Source organism: Microcoleus sp. FACHB-SPT15 (genome assembly GCF_014849525.1).
GTDB classification, from domain to species: Bacteria; Cyanobacteriota; Cyanobacteriia; order Cyanobacteriales; family Coleofasciculaceae; genus Symplocastrum; species Symplocastrum torsivum.
Window position 1 is genome coordinate 59,133 of sequence record NZ_JACJNU010000049.1, and the last position, 17,252, is coordinate 76,384.

The 17,252-nt window shown below is 45.6% G+C and carries 19 protein-coding genes; 14 read left to right on the forward strand and 5 right to left on the reverse strand.

Annotated elements, in window-relative coordinates; translation table 11 throughout:
- Positions 1-2 precede the first annotated feature (2 nt).
- A complete protein-coding gene (locus H6F98_RS16325) occupies positions 3-287 on the reverse strand; it encodes a hypothetical protein (protein ID WP_192219755.1) in 285 nt (94 codons plus the stop codon).
- Positions 288-602: 315 nt separating this feature from the next.
- On the opposite strand from H6F98_RS16325, the gene H6F98_RS16330 reads away from it, so the two are divergent.
- The 8 genes from H6F98_RS16330 (at position 603) to H6F98_RS16365 (ending at position 7,500) form a co-directional block, all read left to right on the forward strand.
- Positions 603-2,423, forward strand: a complete 1,821-nt coding sequence (locus H6F98_RS16330; RefSeq protein ID WP_192219756.1) for a DMT family transporter — start codon at positions 603-605, stop codon at positions 2,421-2,423.
- Positions 2,424-2,681: 258 nt separating this feature from the next.
- Positions 2,682-3,017 carry a helix-turn-helix transcriptional regulator gene (locus H6F98_RS16335; protein WP_192219757.1) on the forward strand — a complete coding sequence of 112 codons (336 nt, stop codon included), beginning with the start codon at positions 2,682-2,684 and terminating at the stop codon, positions 3,015-3,017.
- The gene (locus H6F98_RS16340) at positions 3,002-3,610 is read left to right on the forward strand and encodes an SRPBCC domain-containing protein (protein WP_192219758.1); all 609 of its coding nucleotides are present in this window, start codon (positions 3,002-3,004) and stop codon (positions 3,608-3,610) included. The genes H6F98_RS16335 and H6F98_RS16340 overlap by 16 nt, the downstream gene beginning before the upstream one ends.
- Positions 3,611-3,668: 58 nt before the next feature.
- Entirely contained in the window at positions 3,669-3,938 is a 270-nt protein-coding gene (locus H6F98_RS16345) for a hypothetical protein (protein ID WP_192219759.1), read from the forward strand.
- Between the two features lie 285 nt (positions 3,939-4,223).
- A complete protein-coding gene (locus H6F98_RS16350; RefSeq protein ID WP_192219760.1) occupies positions 4,224-5,114 on the forward strand; it encodes a S9 family peptidase in 891 nt (296 codons plus the stop codon).
- Between the two features lie 76 nt (positions 5,115-5,190).
- Positions 5,191-5,781 carry an ATP-dependent Clp protease proteolytic subunit gene (locus H6F98_RS16355; protein ID WP_192219761.1) on the forward strand — a complete coding sequence of 197 codons (591 nt, stop codon included), beginning with the start codon at positions 5,191-5,193 and terminating at the stop codon, positions 5,779-5,781.
- A gap of 6 nt (positions 5,782-5,787) precedes the next feature.
- Positions 5,788-6,825 carry an SDR family oxidoreductase gene (locus H6F98_RS16360; protein WP_192219762.1) on the forward strand — a complete coding sequence of 346 codons (1,038 nt, stop codon included), beginning with the start codon at positions 5,788-5,790 and terminating at the stop codon, positions 6,823-6,825.
- A gap of 12 nt (positions 6,826-6,837) precedes the next feature.
- Complete coding sequence (locus H6F98_RS16365) at positions 6,838-7,500, forward strand: glutathione S-transferase family protein (protein WP_192219763.1); 663 nt, start codon at positions 6,838-6,840, stop codon at positions 7,498-7,500.
- 220 nt (positions 7,501-7,720) lie between these two features.
- Here the strand turns inward: H6F98_RS16365 and H6F98_RS16370 are convergent, their stop codons facing one another.
- Positions 7,721-8,692, reverse strand: coding sequence for a heme o synthase (locus H6F98_RS16370; RefSeq protein ID WP_192219764.1), 972 nt, complete (start codon positions 8,690-8,692; stop codon positions 7,721-7,723).
- A 79-nt stretch (positions 8,693-8,771) separates the two neighbouring features.
- Positions 8,772-9,719 carry a heme A synthase gene (locus H6F98_RS16375; RefSeq protein WP_192219765.1) on the reverse strand — a complete coding sequence of 316 codons (948 nt, stop codon included), beginning with the start codon at positions 9,717-9,719 and terminating at the stop codon, positions 8,772-8,774.
- Between the two features lie 475 nt (positions 9,720-10,194).
- Here H6F98_RS16375 and H6F98_RS16380 point away from each other — a divergent pair, with 475 nt between their 5' ends.
- The 3 genes from H6F98_RS16380 (at position 10,195) to H6F98_RS16390 (ending at position 13,874) form a co-directional block, all read left to right on the forward strand.
- On the forward strand, positions 10,195-11,223 hold the full coding sequence (locus H6F98_RS16380; protein ID WP_192219766.1) for a cytochrome c oxidase subunit II: 1,029 nt from the start codon (positions 10,195-10,197) through the stop codon (positions 11,221-11,223).
- Between the two features lie 168 nt (positions 11,224-11,391).
- Entirely contained in the window at positions 11,392-13,158 is a 1,767-nt protein-coding gene (ctaD, locus tag H6F98_RS16385; protein WP_192219767.1) for a cytochrome c oxidase subunit I, read from the forward strand.
- Positions 13,159-13,250: 92 nt separating this feature from the next.
- Entirely contained in the window at positions 13,251-13,874 is a 624-nt protein-coding gene (locus tag H6F98_RS16390) for a heme-copper oxidase subunit III (protein WP_192219768.1), read from the forward strand.
- A gap of 83 nt (positions 13,875-13,957) precedes the next feature.
- Here H6F98_RS16390 and H6F98_RS16395 read toward each other — a convergent pair whose 3' ends face one another.
- Entirely contained in the window at positions 13,958-14,800 is an 843-nt protein-coding gene (locus H6F98_RS16395; RefSeq protein ID WP_192219769.1) for a tetratricopeptide repeat protein, read from the reverse strand.
- 324 nt (positions 14,801-15,124) lie between these two features.
- Between H6F98_RS16395 and H6F98_RS16400 the strand changes: the two genes are divergently transcribed.
- On the forward strand, positions 15,125-15,415 hold the full coding sequence (locus H6F98_RS16400) for a hypothetical protein (RefSeq protein ID WP_192219770.1): 291 nt from the start codon (positions 15,125-15,127) through the stop codon (positions 15,413-15,415).
- A 189-nt stretch (positions 15,416-15,604) separates the two neighbouring features.
- On the forward strand, positions 15,605-15,994 hold the full coding sequence (locus H6F98_RS16405) for a DUF4346 domain-containing protein (protein WP_192219771.1): 390 nt from the start codon (positions 15,605-15,607) through the stop codon (positions 15,992-15,994).
- On the opposite strand, the gene psb32 is transcribed toward H6F98_RS16405, so the two are convergent.
- Positions 15,991-16,716: a photosystem II repair protein Psb32 gene (gene psb32, locus H6F98_RS16410; RefSeq protein ID WP_192219772.1), complete on the reverse strand. Its 726-nt coding sequence runs from the start codon at positions 16,714-16,716 to the stop codon at positions 15,991-15,993. The genes H6F98_RS16405 and psb32 overlap by 4 nt on opposite strands.
- Before the next feature lie 131 nt (positions 16,717-16,847).
- Here psb32 and H6F98_RS16415 point away from each other — a divergent pair, with 131 nt between their 5' ends.
- On the forward strand, positions 16,848-17,198 hold the full coding sequence (locus H6F98_RS16415; RefSeq protein WP_192219773.1) for a hypothetical protein: 351 nt from the start codon (positions 16,848-16,850) through the stop codon (positions 17,196-17,198).
- The last annotated feature ends 54 nt before the right edge of the window (positions 17,199-17,252 follow it).

Genomic DNA, 17,252 nt, shown 5'->3' on the forward strand with positions numbered 1-17,252 from the left:
CCCTAGTCCTCTTCTATATCCGTCACTTCCTCCCAACGATTACCGCGATTCGGATACAGCCTCTTTGGAAGAAGATTCCATGCCGCGCAATCAGCAGCCCAGTTGCGAAAAATTCGTTGGCTAACAAAACATTGGGCAAAACGCCAATTGTAGATTTGCTTCCAAGCACTTGGCCATTGTTCTGTCTCATGCACCTTTTGCAAAGCTCGCACGTCTGCTTCCAAAGCCTCTGCATATTTCTGAAAAATGGCTTCCAATTGGTTAAAGTGTTCTTGGGGTGCTTGCATGGATGTTTAGGAACTGGGACAGAGCCTTAAGTGAATGAAGGCTAAACGCTGGAGTGCTTGAATATTACATCAATACTTTCATCCCGCACTGCCACACTCACTAAAAACTCAGATTGCTAGCAGTTTACTTTCTCCCTCGAATACAATAGCGGCAATACCTCCCCAGCCTGAAAACTTTTAAGACAAGGAACAGCAGGTGTTTAAGACAAAGAATCTGCTTTTAAAGAAAACAAAGAACACAACAAACCTGGAAAGATAGACAAGACACTCAATTAGTTCAACCAGGTTATTTTCTGCCAATAGAGGTTAAACGCAATGGGGCAACGGGACTTGCAACCGGAAAACGTTGGAGCCAGTGATCCACAAGCAGCAGAAGCTCTTTTGAGATCCATGACTCAGGATATTGAGAACCTGCGGCAAAATCTTGTTGTCCAGCTATCTCAAGATGTCGAGCGGCTCCAAAGAGAGAAAGCCCAGTTGATTGACGATATCGAAAGGCTCAAAACCCAGCGTCAGCAGCAAATTGTTCAACAACAACAATTAGTCCAGCAAATCACTCCAGCTCTAGCGAACCAGCTCCAAGAACTACTAAGAGAGCAGATCAATCAACTACCAGTTCCCCCATCAGTCTCTGACAGAGGCACTATGCCCCTCGACGGCTCCGGAGGAGCAGGGGAAAGGCAAGGTTCTATGCCGTTATCAAGAGATACGGCTGCCAGTGATTACAACGAAAATGCTTATCGGCTCATTGCCTCTTTAGATTCCACCCTGAGAACGACGTTCAAAACGTTGCAACAAGACCTCAGCAGCTATCAAAGCTCTCTTTCTCAGCAGTTGGGTCATATGTACAGCCTAGAGCAGCAAGGAGAGGCGATTTTAGAAGCACTGGTGAGTCGGCTCAGAGAAGAAATTCAATCTGAGTCGTTGGTGGCTAAGAATCCTCCGGTTGCACCTCCCACAGTACCACCCCCTTCTCCCCTACCTCGTCGCGAGAGGCTGGAGTATCCAGAGAATAATCACAACCACTCCACTGTTGCTTCTTCTTCAGCACAACCAGGGGCGACCATGCCACTCGTGCCGGAGCCAGAGCCGCCTGCCGCTATTCCCAAGCCGCCACCTCGCACTCAACCCGCCTCAAAAGTCCAGCTTGGGTTTTTGCTCGTTCTCCTTTCCTCGCTAGCACTCTCGTTTCTCAACATTGTTATTACGGTAATTCTCAACAAGTCACGAATTTTTGGGGTATTTGAACAAGGAGGATTTATTTCTCCAAGTGTAGGAAATTCACTACTCATCCTGTGGCTACGAATGCTAGTTGTGGTACCGCTGATGACGGGTTTGACGACTATTCTTTACCCCAATATGTGGCGAGATATTAAGCAGTTTGCTCAGTCGAATGACCAGCCTTTATTTCTCAAAGTCATAGGCAGTGGCTTCTTTCTATTTGTGTCCCAAGTACTCATCTATATGGCTTTGGGCCCGATTTCACCGGGAGTGGCAATTACAATTTTCTTCATCTATCCAATCGTTACTGTACTGTTGGCATGGCTGTTATTTGGCGATCGCCCTAGCTCATTTCGCAGTGCGATTATTGCCTGTGTCTTGCTGGGAGTTGTCCTAATCATGGTTCCAACTGGAGCGGCTAAGCTTTCTGGGTTGGGGGTTGCGGCGGCGGCTGGTTCTGGGATTGCCTTCGCTATTTACGTCATCCTGACGCAAATGTGTGCAAAAAAGCTACACCCAATTCCGTTTAGTTGGATTAACTTTGTGATCATTCTGGGCTTCTCTGGTCTTAGCTTGGCGGGACCATTGCCAGAATCCTGGCGTTTTGAAGTTGACCCGGCGATGTGGCCGAATCTAATCGTTAGTAGTGTGATTTTAGGGGCGATTACACTGGTTAGCTATCTGTTTAACAACATTGGTATTAGCTTGATTGGTGCGGCGAGAGCGTCAATTTTAGGGGCAACTGGACCCGCGTTAACAGCGCTTTTAGCATTGGTGGTTATTCAAAGAGCATTGCTGCCACTACAAATGTTTGGAATGCTACTGGTTACTCTAGGAGTCGCTGCCTTGAGTTTTGAGCGATTGCGACAAGCGCCTAAAACCCCTCAAACAGCTAGGCAAGCCCAAGCTAAATAATTGGGTACACATTGAATCGGCAATATCAACTTCTGGCAGAAGGGGCAAGGTAATTCTATATCTACCTTTCCCCTTTGGCTTAATTACATAGGCACGTCACAAGATACGCAAGGTTGAAAAATGCGATCGCTTTCGTGGCTACCCAGTAATCACACATCTATTGGCAACATTATTCATCTTGATCTGGCTTGACATTTAAGCAAATGCTTAACTATCATAAAAACAGTTAAGCATTCGCTTAAATATTGAGTTGAACTGTTGAGTAGACCTGCTGCCAGTACTGATATATTTCAAGCGATCGCAGATCCAACGCGACGCGCCTTATTAGATCGACTTCGTGACGGTGAACAACCTGTCAAGCAGTTGGCAGAACCCTTTGAAATGTCATTACCAGCCATCTCTCAGCACTTGCAAATACTGTGTGAAGCTGGCTTGGTGTCTCAACGCAAAGCAGGACGACAACGCCTCTATCGCCTAAACCCTGAACCTCTAAGAGAAGTGTCTGACTGGCTCATCCATTACGAGCAATTCTGGCAAGAGAGATTAGATGCTCTTGGCAATTATTTGGAGGAAAATCCATGCTCCGAGACGTAAAGACTGAAGTTTTTTACCCTTATCCCCCAGAACGAGTTTGGCAAGTACTCACCAACCGCCGTGCCTTGGCAGCGTGGCTGATGGATAACGACTTTGAGCCACGAGTCGGACACAAATTCCGCTTTCAGCCTGATCCACAACAAGGAATTGAAGAAGCTATCCACTGTGAAGTAATTGAACTCAATGAGCCAAGGAGTCTTTCTTATACCTGGCGAGGTGGTTTTATGGCTAAGCCAACTATCGTTACATGGACACTCTTGCCTGTTGATGGGGGTACACAACTCCAGCTTGAGCATAAAGGGTTGGAGGGCGAGGTAACACCCTTTAGTCAGCCGATACGTCTTGCTCAAGCAAGGCACGACAACTCTATATTCAAGGCAACCCTAGAGACACAACTGCTACCAGTTAGTCCAAGAATGCCGTCAGCGCTTGGATACAAACAGTTTGAGAGCTTTGACAACATTACTCTCAACTTTTATCTCAGTGGCGGCTGGCACTCACCACTTAACAGCAGACTTCAAACTGTGCTAGCTGACATTGCTAAGCAGAGTCACCTTGCAGCCGCCTCTAATGTTCATACAGAGCGTTCGTAATAACGTTGAGATGGTTCCTTGACAAGAGTCCTAACTACAAAAACATCGAGAATAAAAAATGTCTACAAGCCTTTCTAACATTGACGAAAAGATGATCAGCAACGTTGAACCAAGATTCGAGAAACTAACCAAACGCGAATACATAGCTGCCTTAGCTCTTCAATCAGTTCTAAAAAATAGTAGCTGGATAGAGTTTTCACAAAGCGCCAAAGAGCGGGGCATCATCACGAATAACACACTTAAAGTTGCTGATGAAAACAGCAAAATAATTACTGAACTCTGTGTCAAATATGCAGATGCGCTTCTCGCTCGACTTGAAGAAAACTGAATAATGAATGAGGTAAATTTAAGAAACATTTGCCTTAGTTGAAAAGCACATGCCAGAGGTGGACACAAAAAACGCTAAAAAATGCTGCACCCTCTGGTCAGACAAGTTTTAGAACTTGGAACACTAAGCCTGCCGAAATTTACCTTCAAAGAATTACCGAAACACATCGGCTTCCTTCCCGCTGTAAAAATACCTGTCTTGAGATAGTAGGGGAGAGGAGAATAGGTAATCTTTTGACTCTAAAGGGGATAAGTCTTTAAAAATTAGCCTTAGGAAAGGAAGTGAATGATGTCTAGCAGAGAATCACTAGAGCTAGCTGGTGTCCCTGTTGTAGTTCGTCCGCCTGCTAATCCCAGGTTATCGGCCCCGCTTATTGTCCTTTGGCATGGTGCGGGTATACCAGGTAGCGAGGAGAACCTAGCTGAGACATTTCCGCTTAAAGAGGTGCAAGCCTGGAAAGCGTATCTCGGACTGCCACTATTTGGAAAGCGCCTGCCAGTCGGTGGCACTGATGAGATGATGCAACGACAGCTAGAAGACTACGTGTTACGGGCCCTGCTTCCCACTATGGAACAAGCCATGCAAGAGTTACCGAATGTCGTTCGGGCGTTGCAAACACAATTTAGCATCAATGATAAGGAAGGGATTGGTTTGTTTGGATGGTCGGTTGGTGGTCTTACTGCTTTGCTCACCTTGGTGGAAAGTTCGCTACCCATTAAAGTAGCTGTGTTAGCTGGTGTTACCAAAGACCTTACGGTTGCTGTAGATAACTACGAACGTCACGTTCAGAATGCATATCCTACACTCAAAGAGCAATATCCTTGGGTAGAGAAGCGCTACCGCTGGACTGAGGAGTCAGAAGTTGCTAAACAACGTTTAGACTTTGTTTCTCATGCTTCAAAAATTACTCAGCGCCAACCAATGCCTGCTATTTTATTCGCGCATGGTTCGCAGGACGACATATTTCCTGTAAGCAAGGTAGAGGAATTGTATGCGGCTCTTGCACCGTACTACGAGCAAACTAATCAGGTGAAGCGTTTGTCCATACAAACCTTTGAGAATTTGAAGCATAACATCGACCTGGAAGCCGCAGAGAATTCTCCTGAGATGCAACAAGATATAGCTGAACTTCAACGGATTGTGGCGGAATGGTTCAGCCAATATCTAACCCCATAAGCTACTAGCTTTAATCATTCAAAATTCAAACTCAACCGAAATTGCGATCGCACTATTTCTTGAAGGTAGGTATCTTATGTCTACTGGTGTGCCTAAAATTCCCTATCAGTTTCCTGGCGAACCCTATTCGCAATGGATTGACATCTACAACCGACTCTATCGAGACCGAATTATTTTCTTAAACAAAGAAGTAGATGATGAAATTGCCAATCAGATTGTTGCATTGATGCTTTATCTAGATTCGGAAGAACCTGGTAAAGATATCCAGCTCTATATCAACTCGCCAGGGGGTTCTGTGACGGCTGGCATGGCAATTTACAACACGATGCAGTGTATTAAATCTGATGTGGTTACAACTTGTGTGGGTTTAGCCGCTTCAATGGGATCGTTTCTTTTAGCAGTCGGAGCTAAAGGCAAACGATTGGCTCTGCCTCATGCTCGAATTATGCTACATCAACCTGCAACACCAGGAACTCAAGGACAGGCTTTAGATATTGAAATTCAAGCTAGGGAAATTCTGCGGATTCGGCGGCAATTGAACGAAATCTACGCTCAAAAAACAGGGCAGACTGTAGAGAAAATTGAAAAAGACACGGAGCGAGACTTTTTCCTGTCTGCTGAGGAAGCGAAAGAATACGGCTTAGTCGATCGCGTTTTGTCGAAGTGAGGAAGGATGAAACTGCTAATCCTTGGTGGTACTGAATTTTTGGGTCGTTATTTAGTGGAAGCTGCCTTGGTAGGTGGACATGAAGTAACGTTATTCAACCGTGGGCAAACCAATCCAGACTTGTTTCCTAACCTTGAGAAACTACGTGGTAATCGTGACGGAGAGTTGGAGGCGCTCAAAGGTCGTCAGTGGGATGCAGTAATTGACACTTGTGGCTACGTGCCACGGGTGGTAAGAGCAACGATAGAACTCCTTGTTAATTCGGTAGATCACTATACATTCATCTCCAGCCTGTCGGTTTACGCCAATACCAACGTGCCAGGACAGGACGAAAGCGCCCCTGTCGAGGTGCTGACGAATGCCAATCATCTAGAGGATGAAGAAAACCCCGAAACATACGGCGCACGAAAGGCGTTGTGTGAACAAATTGTCGAGGAGACTATGCCGGGTCGTGTCTTAAGTATCCGTGCGGGGATGCTCGTTGGCCCCCATGATTACAGCGATCGCTTTCCCTACTGGGTACGTCGAGTAGCTCAAGGCGGCGAAGTGCTAGCACCTGGTCGCCCAAACCGTCCAGTCCAGTTGATCGATGTGCGAGATCTGGCTGCCTGGACTCTCCGGGCGATCGAAGCTCGTCAAACAGGTGTCTACAACGCTACATGGCCAGACTACTTGCTCACAATGGGGCAACTGCTTGAAGTTTGCAGAACAGCGACTGGCAGTGATGCCTACTTTACCTGGGTTGATGAGCAATTCCTGAAAGAAAAGGAAGTTAAACCTTGGAGTGAAATACCATTCTGGTTGCCCGAAGCAGAATTTGCTGGTTTTTTCTCCTTTGATTGCCGCAAAGCTATTCGTGCCGGACTAAGCTATCGCCCTCTAGTTGATACAGTCCAAGACATTTTAGCTTGGGATAGCACTCGTGAAACAACGACAGAACCCTCGAAGCGATCGCTAGTTTTAGCGCAGGGTCAAATTGGCTTATCGCCAGAACGAGAGCAAGAATTACTGAAAGCGTGGCATAAAGAATGTTTTAATGTTTAAGAGGCAAACCCCATGCTAAAGCTTTATCACCTTCCTCTCTCTGCCAACTCTCGCCGTGTGTGGATTGCACTACTAGAAAAAGGGCTTCCCTTTGAAGAGGTTTTACTCAAGCTAGATGGCGATCAATATCAACCAGAGTTTTTAGAACTTAACCCATTTCACCACGTTCCAGTTTTAGTCGATGATGGTTTTAGGGTAGTAGAATCTTTGGCAATTCTTGACTACCTAGAGGTAAAGTATCCGATACCTCCGCTAATGCCTAGCGAGGCTAAAGCGATCGCAACTGTGCGAATGGTACAAATGCTTAGCATTACTGAATTATGGTCTCCAATGATTCGGCTGACGAGTGAGGTGATGGGCTTTGTCAAAAACGACGCCGAAAAGCTGGAGAAGGCTCGTCAGCAAGTACACACAGTGCTGAGCTTTTTTGAAAGTCAACTCGATGATTCGCCTTATTTTGGAAGTAATCACCTCACTTTAGGCGATATTACTGCCGGAACTTTGGTGACTCAGCTTCCTAGTATTGGTGTGCTACTAGATGACTATCCAAAAGTCATTGGTTGGTGCGATCGCTTAATGCAACGTGATTCATGGAAAGCAACTGAACCTAGTCCAGAAGCAATTGAAGCATTAATTCCTCAGGCAAAGGCTTTGATGAGAGCTTATCTCACTTAACAGGCTAACGAAATCATCCAATTCCTTTTGAGATGAAAGGAGTCTTTGAAGAACTATCTACAACCCGTTGAAATGAGATAACGCTCTCCTATTACTCTAGGCAGCAGAAAATAGAAACTCTTGCATTTAGTAGAGGTCTATTTATAGTTAAGGGCAGGCAAGTTGCCCGCCCTACAACAGAGAATGCGAAAGTGATCGCTTTTTTAGCCTAAACAACAACCTACATGATGGGAAGAACACTAATTAAATCTTGTAGGTTATCTGCCACAGCAGCCGTTAGTTGGTGCGTAACTGGCAAGCTATCTACTACTATTCCTGTACATAAAAGCATCATGTAGAGGATAGAGTATTTAAACATTGAACGAGCAAGTTGCTTGTCAGTAGGTGCTTGTAATAGCTGCCATGCTTTTTTCAAGAAAAGGCTTCCCAAGACTAAGGCAAGTACGCCATAAATAACACCCGACTCATGCAAAGGATAAATCAGTAAGAAGGACGCGGGTACCACTAGCAATGTGTAATACCAGATTTGACGGGTAGTAAACTCTTCACCCGCCACAACGGGCAACATGGGGATACCAACTTTCGCGTAGTCGTCTCGAATCATCAAAGCTAACGCCCAGAAGTGGGGAGGTGTCCACAGGAAGACAATCGCGAATAACAACCATGCTGCCCAACTAAGTGTACCTGTTACAGCCGCCCAACCCACTAGTGCTGGAATTGCCCCAGCCGCACCGCCAATTACAATGTTTTGCGCTGTATGGCGTTTCAGTAAGTGGGTGTAGATCAGCATGTAGAAGACAATGCCGGACATTGCCAACAACGCACTTAGCAGGTTGGCAAATACTGTGAGTAGAGTAAAGGAGAGAAACGCTAACGCGATCGCAAATAACAAAGCATCACGCGGTTGCACTCGTCCCGAAGGAATCGGACGATGGCGCGTCCGCATCATATCGTAGTCGATGTCACGGTCATAAATGCAGTTCAGCGTCTGAGCCGAAGCAGCAGCCAGTGTACCACCCACCAGGGTTACTAGCAGCAATATGGGATTCACTTGTCCATCGGATGCCATCCACATCCCTGCTGCTGTCGTAATTAACAACAGTGGGATAATTCGGGGCTTCGTTAGCTGATAGTAGCTTTGAATAACTTGCAGGAAGTTTTCATGTTGACGGGATACACTTGTCCCAATCATTAAGTCACCTATTCCTTTTTTTGAAACAATACGCGCCTTGCCTAGGAGTGGGAAGTAACGCGGTTAACTCCTGAAATGTTTAAGTAGCTTCAGCCTCTTGGGACAACGCCTTTAGCGCACCAGCCTCTGTCCGATCGCGCAATGCTAATACAGTGAAGGCAACTAGCGTTCCTAGTAAAGCCGCGCCTACAGCTTGATGGGCAACAGTTAGTGGTTCAACTTGCAGGTGTAGCCGCCAGGTTGCAACGCCTAAGAGTATCTGTAAAACCACTAATCCAGCGGCAAGCTTTGCCAACTGGCGCAGGGTAGGATGAAGTGCAGCTGTCCGCCAAGCGATAACTACAACAGCCAAGGTTGCTAGGGTTGCAGGGACTACACCAGCAATATGACTATTCATCACGAGGCATAGTTGAGATACCCCAAAGCATTGATGTAACGCCCATTTGGAAGCAACCAGTCCACCTAAGAGACTTTGTAGATAAACCAAAATTGCTGCTGTTAAACTCACCCAAGGTAACTTACCAACAGCACCCGTACCTTTGTAAGGGAGGAGTGCTGTACCAATCACCAGTAGGGTAGTGAAAAATAACAGTGCTGTTCCTAGATGGGCGGTAACGATATCAAACCGAAGCAATTCTGTAACAGTTAACCCACCCAGGACACCTTGGAAAACAATCAGACCCAAGGCAAATGTGGATGCCCAAGGAAGCCAGTTGGGTAAAGAGCGTCGATCCCACCAGGATAAACCAGCCAGTGCGATCGCACTAATCCCAATCAAGGCGGCATCCAGTCGGTGAAACCACTCTAAGAATACTTGAAGATTCATTTGCTGGCTGGGGACTAGCTGACCGTAGCATAAAGGCCAGTCAGGACAAGCTAGACCCGCATTCATCACCCTTGTCGCACTACCTACTGCCATCAATAGCAATGTTGCGATCGCGATTTTCCATACCAAGCGACGGATACGTTCTTTGGGTTGGGATGATTCCTGAGTAGCAACCGACCGATAGAGGACTGATTCAGCCATAGCACCAATTGCAAATCAAAATTAATGAACTTTAGAGTAGCGGCTCATCCTCAACCTAGCACCTGGACTTTGAAGATGACCAAACTCCACTTACCACTTTAATGACGCTATCGCCAGAGATGAATAGTTTTAGAGATTTTTCAGAATTGCTAACTTCCCAATTAAGCCTTATGGCTCTCAGAAATCTTTACATTTACTTAATATCAAGCCATCAAACAACAAGGATTCTTTCCTGCCTCGCTTGATCCCAAGGAAATTAATAAAAAATCTATAAAAAATCAGTGGTTGTTACTTTTTTTCTAAGCAGGGTGTCTTACCGTGGTAAGTGACCACAAGGTAAAAGCTATAGTCAAAGGGTTTGCTCGACGGCTGACCTTGGCAAGTGATTATACTGACGAGCCGCATTCGAGAGAACTTTGACGGGAGCTGCGCCAAAAACTAAAGTTTTGCAGAAAGTCCTACACTAGCAAGCATCGTGAACATCCCAAGTCAAATTACAACCCTGCTGGCTGGCATCGCCTTGACCCTGATCAGCTTGTGGTATGGTCAAAACCACGGTCTACTGCCTCTAGCAGCCTCCGATGAAGCTGCCCAAGTGGACGCGCTGTTTAACATGATGATGACCATTGCCATGGGTCTGTTTCTGCTGGTACAGGGGGTAATTGTCGTTTCGGCAATCAAGTTTCGTCGCCGCAAAGATGACGAAACCGATGGACCACCGGTTCATGGCAATATCCCTCTGGAGATTGTCTGGACAGCAATACCTGCTGTATTGGTCTTAATCATCTCCGTCTATAGCTTTGAGATTTACAACGCGATGGGAGGACTCGATCCCATGGCATCTCATGACCATCATGGGTCACAGCTGGCTCAGGCTCATAACATGTCCCCTTCTGAAGCGAATCCTGACAAGAGTCTCATCGCCCTTAGTCCAAGCCGAGGAGTGATCGCGATAGGGCTTGGTGCTTCCCCAGAAAACATAGGCAAACCAGTACCACTGACCGTCAATGTCATGGGTTTGCAATATGCCTGGATTTTTACCTACCCTGAAACTGGGATCACATCCGGCGAATTGCATCTCCCAGTCGGACAAGAGGTGGATCTGAGAATCAGTGCCCAAGATGTTCTGCACGCCTTCTGGCTGCCAGAGTTTCGCCTCAAACAAGATGCGATCCCCGGTCGGGAAACCGAGCTACGCTTCACAGCAAATAAAGTTGGTCAGTACCCTATAGTCTGTGCTGAACTCTGTGGTGCCTACCACGGCGCAATGGGTGCTCAACTTTTCGTTCAGACACCGGAAGAATATCAGGCATGGCTTAAAGAGCAGCAAGCTGTTGCCAGCAATGACACTTTGGATAAAGCGGTTGCTGCCAATCCTGCCGATAGGTCAAACAGTGAATTTCTTGCTCCCTATGCTCAAGAGATGGGAATTGAATCGCAAACCCTGGAGCAACTGCACTCCAACCACGAGCATTTTGCTCAAACTATGGCAATTAGTAATTAGCTGTAATTGGTTGTTGGCTATTGGTTGTTGGTTAAAGAGTTGAAGGTTGAAAGGTTGATGCATTTGAAGGCGATTAACAACTTGCCAACCGCTTAGCCTACCAACCTAGAACCCTTCAAAAACAACAGGCAACAAACAACAAGCAACGAGCAACAAACAACAAACACCATGACACAAGCAGAGCTTCAAGAAAAAGCTAATCAGCCTGCCCAACCCCCAGAACCAGGGGAAAGGAAATGGCAAGATTACTTTACCTTCAACACTGATCACAAGGTCATTGGCATTCAATACCTCGTGACCGCATTTGTATTTTTCTTCATCGGTGGGATACTTGCCTCGATAATTCGGGTTGAACTGGCTACGCCTGCTTCCGATTTGGTTAGCCCTGAAACCTACAACCGAGTATTTACAATGCACGGGACGATCATGATCTTCCTGTGGGTTGTTCCGGCGGGAACGGGTGCTTTTGCGAACTATCTGATTCCCCTAATGATTGGGGCGAAGGATATGGCATTTCCAAAGTTGAATGCCGTAGCCTTTTGGATGAATGCTGTTGGTGGACTGTTGCTCCTCTCCAGCTTTTTTGTTGGGCCTGCTGAGGCAGGTTGGACTTCCTATCCACCGTTGAGTACAACAGCGAGCCGTGCGGGAGAGGCAATTTGGATTCTTAGCCTCCTGACAGCCGGAACCTCCTCAATTTTGGGAGGTCTGAATATTGGCGTCACCATCCTAAAGATGCGGGTGCCAGGAATGGGGCTAAATCAGATGCCCTTGTTCTGCTGGTCGATGTTGTCAACTACAGCCCTTCAGTTGCTTGCAACACCAGTGCTGGCAGCGGCTCTGATTCTGCTGGCTTTTGACTTGCTTGCCGGGACAACATTTTTTAATCCAACGGGTGGGGGCGACCCGGTTGTTTACCAGCATATGTTCTGGTTTTACTCCCACCCTGCTGTCTACATCATGATTTTGCCCTTCTTTGGGGTGATTTCGGAAGTGTTGCCAGTACACGCTCGGAAACCGATTTTTGGTTATCGAGCGATCGCATATTCCAGCATTGCAATCAGCTTCCTGGGTCTGTTGGTTTGGGCACACCACATGTTTACCAGTGGCACCCCAGGCTGGATGCGGATGTTTTTCATGATCGCGAGTATGGTGATTGCCGTGCCAACGGGAATCAAGGTCTTTAGCTGGTTGGCAACGATTTGGGGAGGCAAACTCACCTTAGATGCTCCAATGCTATTTGGTATGGGCTTTGTCTCTGTCTTTGTGATCGGCGGTATTACAGGTGTAATGTTGGCATCGGTGCCGTTTGATATTCACGTTCACGACACCTACTTTGTTGTCGCTCACCTCCATTACGTCCTCTTCGGTGGCAGTGTTCTTGGGCTTTTTGCTGGGTTCTACCACTGGTTCCCGAAGGTAACAGGGCGGATGTACAACGAAACTCTAGGTCAAATTCACTTTGTACTGACCTACATCGGTTTGAACCTAACGTTCATGCCAATGCATGAGTTAGGTTTGTTGGGAATGAACCGACGAATTGCCATTTATGACCCGAAGTTTCAAGCGCTTAATGAGCTTTGTACAGTTGGCGCGATCATCATGGATACGTCAATTATTCCCTTCCTAATTAACGTCTTTTGGAGTATCGCTCGTGGTAAGAAAGCGGGTGACAATCCTTGGAAGGGTTTAACACTGGAGTGGATGACAACTTCACCACCCGCGATTGAAAACTTTGAAGGTGTGCCTGTATTAGCGACTGGTCCTTATGACTATGGTATGGGCGATCGCAAATATCAAACCTATGTACCCACATCTGACGAACGGGAACCCGCTTTAGCTGCTGGTCCCAACTCCGCTTTACGAGCAGACCCCGACCCAGCCGTTGCCGCTCATCCCGATGACCGTCAAGGGGAAAGTCAAAATCGCGAATAGTCATTAGTTTTTGGTTGTTTGTTGTTTGTTGCTAAAAATAAATAACCAATAACAAATAACCAATAACAAATAACCACTCAGACAAGAGGTTTATGCAAGGTTCAACAATCGACGAATCTAAAACTTCCCTCAATTATCACCATGAGGTTGAGGCGACAGATCACCACGAGGAGCATCCAGACTTTCGGATGTTTGGTGTGGTTGTATTTTTAGTTGCCGAGAGTATGATCTTTCTCGGCTTATTCACGGCTTTCATGATCTACCGCACCATTATGCCAGTTTGGCCTCCAGAAGGAACGCCAGATTTAGAGCTGTTGCTCCCAGGTATTAACACGGTAATTCTAATTGCCAGTAGCTTTGTCATGCATCAAGGCGATGTAGCAATTAAGAAGAACGACGTTTCTGGGCTGCGGTTCTGGTATTTGCTCACAGCCGTGATGGGAATAATCTTTCTGGCTGGTCAAGCTTATGAGTATTCTCATCTAGAGTTTGGTCTGACCACCAATGTCTTTGCTAGCGCGTTTTATGTTCTGACAGGTTTCCACGGTTTGCACGTCACTGTTGGCGTTTTACTCATTTTGTCGGTATTGTGGCGATCGCAAAAAGCAGACCATTACACCAGTGAAGAACACTTTGGTCCAGAAGCCGCAGAACTTTACTGGCATTTTGTCGATGTTGTGTGGATTGTTCTATTCACACTGGTATATTTGCTTTAAGCAATTTTTAATACTCTATTGCTAAAAAAGTCCCCAATTGGGGGCTTTTTTTTCAAACAAATAACTTTTTAAAATTAAGTCCTTTAATTTATTCGTTTATCTAAGGCAATATGTATTGCTGTTCTAATATCTTTTAGGGCGTTTATACTATCTCCTTTGCTAAAATGTACTTGCGCTCTTAATCGGTATAGCTCAGTCTCTTTATTGTTCGATTGAATCGCTACATTATAGTTGTTAATGGCTGCTGACCAATCTTCTAAATCAGCATAAACAGCAGCTCTATTTCTATGATAGATAGTTTGTTTAGGCTCTAAGGTTATCGCTTGAGTAAAATCTCTAAGACCATCTTGCTTATCTCCTAGTTTAATTCGAGAGATTCCCCGGCTATTATAGACGTTCGCAAGACGTGCAGGATTATCGGCTGTTTTAATAGCTAGGTCATAATCTTGAATAGCACCCTGATGGTCTTTTAAGAGTTCACGGCTAATACCACGATACGTATAAGCATCAAGAAAGCTAGGATTAAGTTTAATAGCTTCAGTATAATTTTTAATGGCTTGACCATATTCTCTTGCAAGAAATTTCTCATGTCCCTGATTATAAAAATCTAGGTAAGTCTTTTTCGCTTTGGAAGTGTTTTGTTTTGGTAGCTGTGGAGTTGGGTAAATTATTATATAAGCTTGGGAATTGTCATCTATTTGTTGATGGTTATTAACTTGTAAATAGTTATTAGTAGAACCATTAGGTTTGCCAAACCAGATAATAGTTGCAGAACTCAGTAATGCGACTGTGAGAGTGACGAGACCAAGCCTAGACCATCTCCTATTAATACGGCGAGTCCCATTCTTGGTGAGCAACTTTTCACCTCCTTTAATGTCATGGCTAACTGTGGGTGATGCCTGTTTGTAGCTAAACTGTTTATCCATAGGTGTTTTAGCTTGATGTACGAATGTTTAACGTTGTTAGTAATTGCTACCTAAATGAGTTAACTAAATCCGGAAGCTAAGTCACAATAAATCGCTTCATAACTCTACTCAATAGCGAATAACTACTTACTGTCCTAACAAAAAAACCTATTTTCTGAACGCAGCGTTTCTGTTAATGAAACCTTGCTTGCAAAGATACGTGGCTACATTATTGAAGGCTATGAAGATTGACACTTGGTTTTTTAAGCAAGTTTCCAGAACCTTGTATTGAATCCTGTGTTCCTATGAAGGTAATGTTTTGGTTGGCTTACAAACCCGGAGACAATGAAATATATCGCTCTACCGTTGTTCTTGATGTTATCGCTAGCTGTTGTACTCCCTGCTCAAGCGTCCTTCTGCCGCAACTCTAATGACCACTTGATTTGCATCCTGAGTATCAAGCGAAGCGCTAAGAATTACTGGGAGTACCGGGCAGCCGTTAGTGTTGATGGGGTTAAACGACCAATCGAGGTATACAATTGCCAAGAGCGTGTTAGGGTTCGCCAAGATGGAGTCGTGGTGCCATTTGAACCCAACAGCCCAGGTGAACTCATCTGCAATCTCATCAAGAGATAGCTCTTATTTGCCAAAAGCTTTCAGCTAAATTAGATGAAATTAGCGATCGTGACTTGATGGTTTTCAATCTGTGCGGACTTGGTTCGGTGAGCGATCGCCTTTTAAGCCAGCTTCTAAACTAAGATTAGGTCTGTTTATGGTGTTGTAGGCACCGAAACATTTAACAAAAGACAAATTGCTATATAGACCATGAATCAAACAGCAGATGCCCTAAGCCTGAATGCCATTGATGACAAGCTATCGCAGCGTCATATTAACCTTGACCCAGGCGGATATTTCATTATCTATCTGGATCGGGAGGCAGGGCTAATTTGTGCAAAGCATTTTACAAATGTAATTGACGATCGCGGCTTAGCCATTGACCCAGAGACAGGAAAAGTCATCCCCGCGCGGGGTAAAGTAGAACGAACCCAATGCACCCTATTTACTGGCAGAACCGCTAAAGAACTTTGTGTCGCGATTTTTGAGCAAACCCAGCCCTGTCCTGTCACACTGTTCGACCATGCGGCTTATTTGGGACGAGAATTTGTTCGGGCTGAGAATGCTCTAATCAATGGGCAAGAGTATGTTCAGGACTAGCCTGAGAAACCCTGGTAGAAGAAGTAGGTTGCCATTGGAACAACGGTGGCGATAACCAAGATGACAACAACCCAAATTGTTGAATTTTTAGTATCCGTTTCTTCTGCTTTTGTAAACGTACCTGCAACCTGAACATTTTCTTCCACAACAGGTGGCCCAGGATCAGGTTCACCAGAAAGAACAGCGACTAAGCGATTGCTTGCATCTAGTAAGCCCTGATTGTATTTGTTCCCGTCACGGATTGGCACAATCAGTGTTTCAGACGCTACACTCTCGGCAATGTCGTCAGGCAAAATAGACTTGACGGCTTCACCCCTGCGAATTGCTGCATTATTCGTGAGCGTATCAATCACGATTAAGGCTTGATTCGCTTGAGCTTCCGGTGTCGGGAACCATTTTTTAAACAGGCTATCTGTGAAAGTTTCTGCTGTCTCACCGTAGTCTAAGCGGTGGATGGTTACCATCCTCACCTCTTTGCCAGTTTTTCTGGCTAAATCATCCAGAGTGCCACTCAGTTTGCCTTCACTCAGGCGGCTGAGAACCTCTGCTTTATCGATGACCCAGGTTGGTTCACCTGCCCGAACATTGGGCATTTGATAGACACCCGTAGCGCTGGCTGGTGCAGCGATAAACCCACTTACCAGAAGGACTAATAATAGCGGTAAAAACAGGCGTTGAAGGTATGTTCGATAGTTGTATAGCGAATTGAGGAGCTGTGTCATTGAATTGATCTCAAGATGATCTTGTTCAATAAATACTATACAAACTGGCACGAAACCTATACCTCAAACATGAAGAGCATGTTAGGGTTGATGGGTAGCCGTCGGCTTACTCACATGCGCGAGTGCCAGCAATGAGTTCAGCAGAAATTTATCGGGGTTGGATTATTGAGGCTAGACCAGTGTTTTGCGTTCAGGTTTGGAGTGCTGCTGGTGAATGCGTTATTCCCATTCATAATGCGAAAACTGAAGAAGAGGCACTTCACTTAGCAAAACGCTGGATTGATTTGCAAATGACACCAGACAGCGTCAAACCTCAACCAACTGATACACCTCCCCCAGACTTCGACTTCGACGATGACGATATCCCATTTTCGCGACCCATTAACCTGAGAACTAGTGAGAGAAATCTCCAAGACCCTTGGGAATTTGAGGTTAATCAACCTGGGATTTGGTTGCATGGTAGTAGAGGATTATTCTTCTGAATCAGGCAACGTGAAGAAGTCGTAGAGACGTTCCGGCGGAACGTCTTTACAAAG

Bases quoted from the DNA above. Each gene is read 5' to 3' on its own strand.
- H6F98_RS16325 (WP_192219755.1), bottom strand. From the start codon at position 287: ATGCAAGCACCCCAAGAACACTTTAACCAATTGGAAGCCATTTTTCAG.
- H6F98_RS16330 (WP_192219756.1), top strand. From the start codon at position 603: ATGGGGCAACGGGACTTGCAACCGGAAAACGTTGGAGCCAGTGATCCA.
- H6F98_RS16340 (WP_192219758.1), top strand. From the start codon at position 3,002: ATGCTCCGAGACGTAAAGACTGAAGTTTTTTACCCTTATCCCCCAGAA.
- H6F98_RS16345 (WP_192219759.1), top strand. From the start codon at position 3,669: ATGTCTACAAGCCTTTCTAACATTGACGAAAAGATGATCAGCAACGTT.
- H6F98_RS16350 (WP_192219760.1), top strand. From the start codon at position 4,224: ATGATGTCTAGCAGAGAATCACTAGAGCTAGCTGGTGTCCCTGTTGTA.
- H6F98_RS16355 (WP_192219761.1), top strand. From the start codon at position 5,191: ATGTCTACTGGTGTGCCTAAAATTCCCTATCAGTTTCCTGGCGAACCC.
- H6F98_RS16360 (WP_192219762.1), top strand. From the start codon at position 5,788: ATGAAACTGCTAATCCTTGGTGGTACTGAATTTTTGGGTCGTTATTTA.
- H6F98_RS16365 (WP_192219763.1), top strand. From the start codon at position 6,838: ATGCTAAAGCTTTATCACCTTCCTCTCTCTGCCAACTCTCGCCGTGTG.
- H6F98_RS16370 (WP_192219764.1), bottom strand. From the start codon at position 8,692: ATGATTGGGACAAGTGTATCCCGTCAACATGAAAACTTCCTGCAAGTT.
- H6F98_RS16375 (WP_192219765.1), bottom strand. From the start codon at position 9,719: ATGGCTGAATCAGTCCTCTATCGGTCGGTTGCTACTCAGGAATCATCC.
- ctaD (WP_192219767.1), top strand. From the start codon at position 11,392: ATGACACAAGCAGAGCTTCAAGAAAAAGCTAATCAGCCTGCCCAACCC.
- H6F98_RS16390 (WP_192219768.1), top strand. From the start codon at position 13,251: ATGCAAGGTTCAACAATCGACGAATCTAAAACTTCCCTCAATTATCAC.
- H6F98_RS16395 (WP_192219769.1), bottom strand. From the start codon at position 14,800: ATGGATAAACAGTTTAGCTACAAACAGGCATCACCCACAGTTAGCCAT.
- H6F98_RS16400 (WP_192219770.1), top strand. From the start codon at position 15,125: ATGAAATATATCGCTCTACCGTTGTTCTTGATGTTATCGCTAGCTGTT.
- H6F98_RS16405 (WP_192219771.1), top strand. From the start codon at position 15,605: ATGAATCAAACAGCAGATGCCCTAAGCCTGAATGCCATTGATGACAAG.
- psb32 (WP_192219772.1), bottom strand. From the start codon at position 16,716: ATGACACAGCTCCTCAATTCGCTATACAACTATCGAACATACCTTCAA.
- H6F98_RS16415 (WP_192219773.1), top strand. From the start codon at position 16,848: ATGAGTTCAGCAGAAATTTATCGGGGTTGGATTATTGAGGCTAGACCA.